Genomic DNA, 378 nt, shown 5'->3' with positions numbered 1-378 from the left:
GCGGGGATGAATCCCCTCGCCACAAAGGACCGCGCAGAATTTTACTCGCGCGGCACGAGATCCAGGCACACCGAGTTGATGCAATAACGCAGCCCGGTCGGCGGCGGGCCGTCTGGAAAAACATGGCCCAGGTGCGCATCGCATTTGGCACAGACCACCTCGGTGCGGATCATGCCATGGCTCACGTCCCGCACTTCCACCACCGCGCTGCCTTCGATCGGCGCGTAGAAACTCGGCCAGCCACAGCCCGAATCGAACTTGGTCTTCGAGTCGAACAGTGGCTCGTCGCAGCAGATGCAGTGGTACACGCCGTCGGTCTTGGTCCCGTTGTATTTGCCGGAAAAGGGTCGCTCGGTGCCTTTGAGCCTACAGACGTTG

General features: G+C 61.4%; 1 protein-coding gene. It reads right to left on the bottom strand.

Annotation, left to right across the window (positions count from 1 at the left end; genetic code table 11):
• Positions 1 to 41 precede the first annotated feature (41 nt).
• The coding region (gene msrB, locus OC610_RS29010) for a peptide-methionine (R)-S-oxide reductase MsrB (RefSeq protein WP_264433279.1) at positions 42 to 378 on the bottom strand (337 nt) is incomplete at its 5' end.

This window comes from Pseudomonas agronomica (genome assembly GCF_025917275.1).
GTDB lineage: Bacteria > Pseudomonadota > Gammaproteobacteria > Pseudomonadales > Pseudomonadaceae > Aquipseudomonas > Aquipseudomonas agronomica.
Note: the sequence above shows the minus strand (reverse complement) of the source record. Positions and strands in the feature narration are given on the sequence as shown.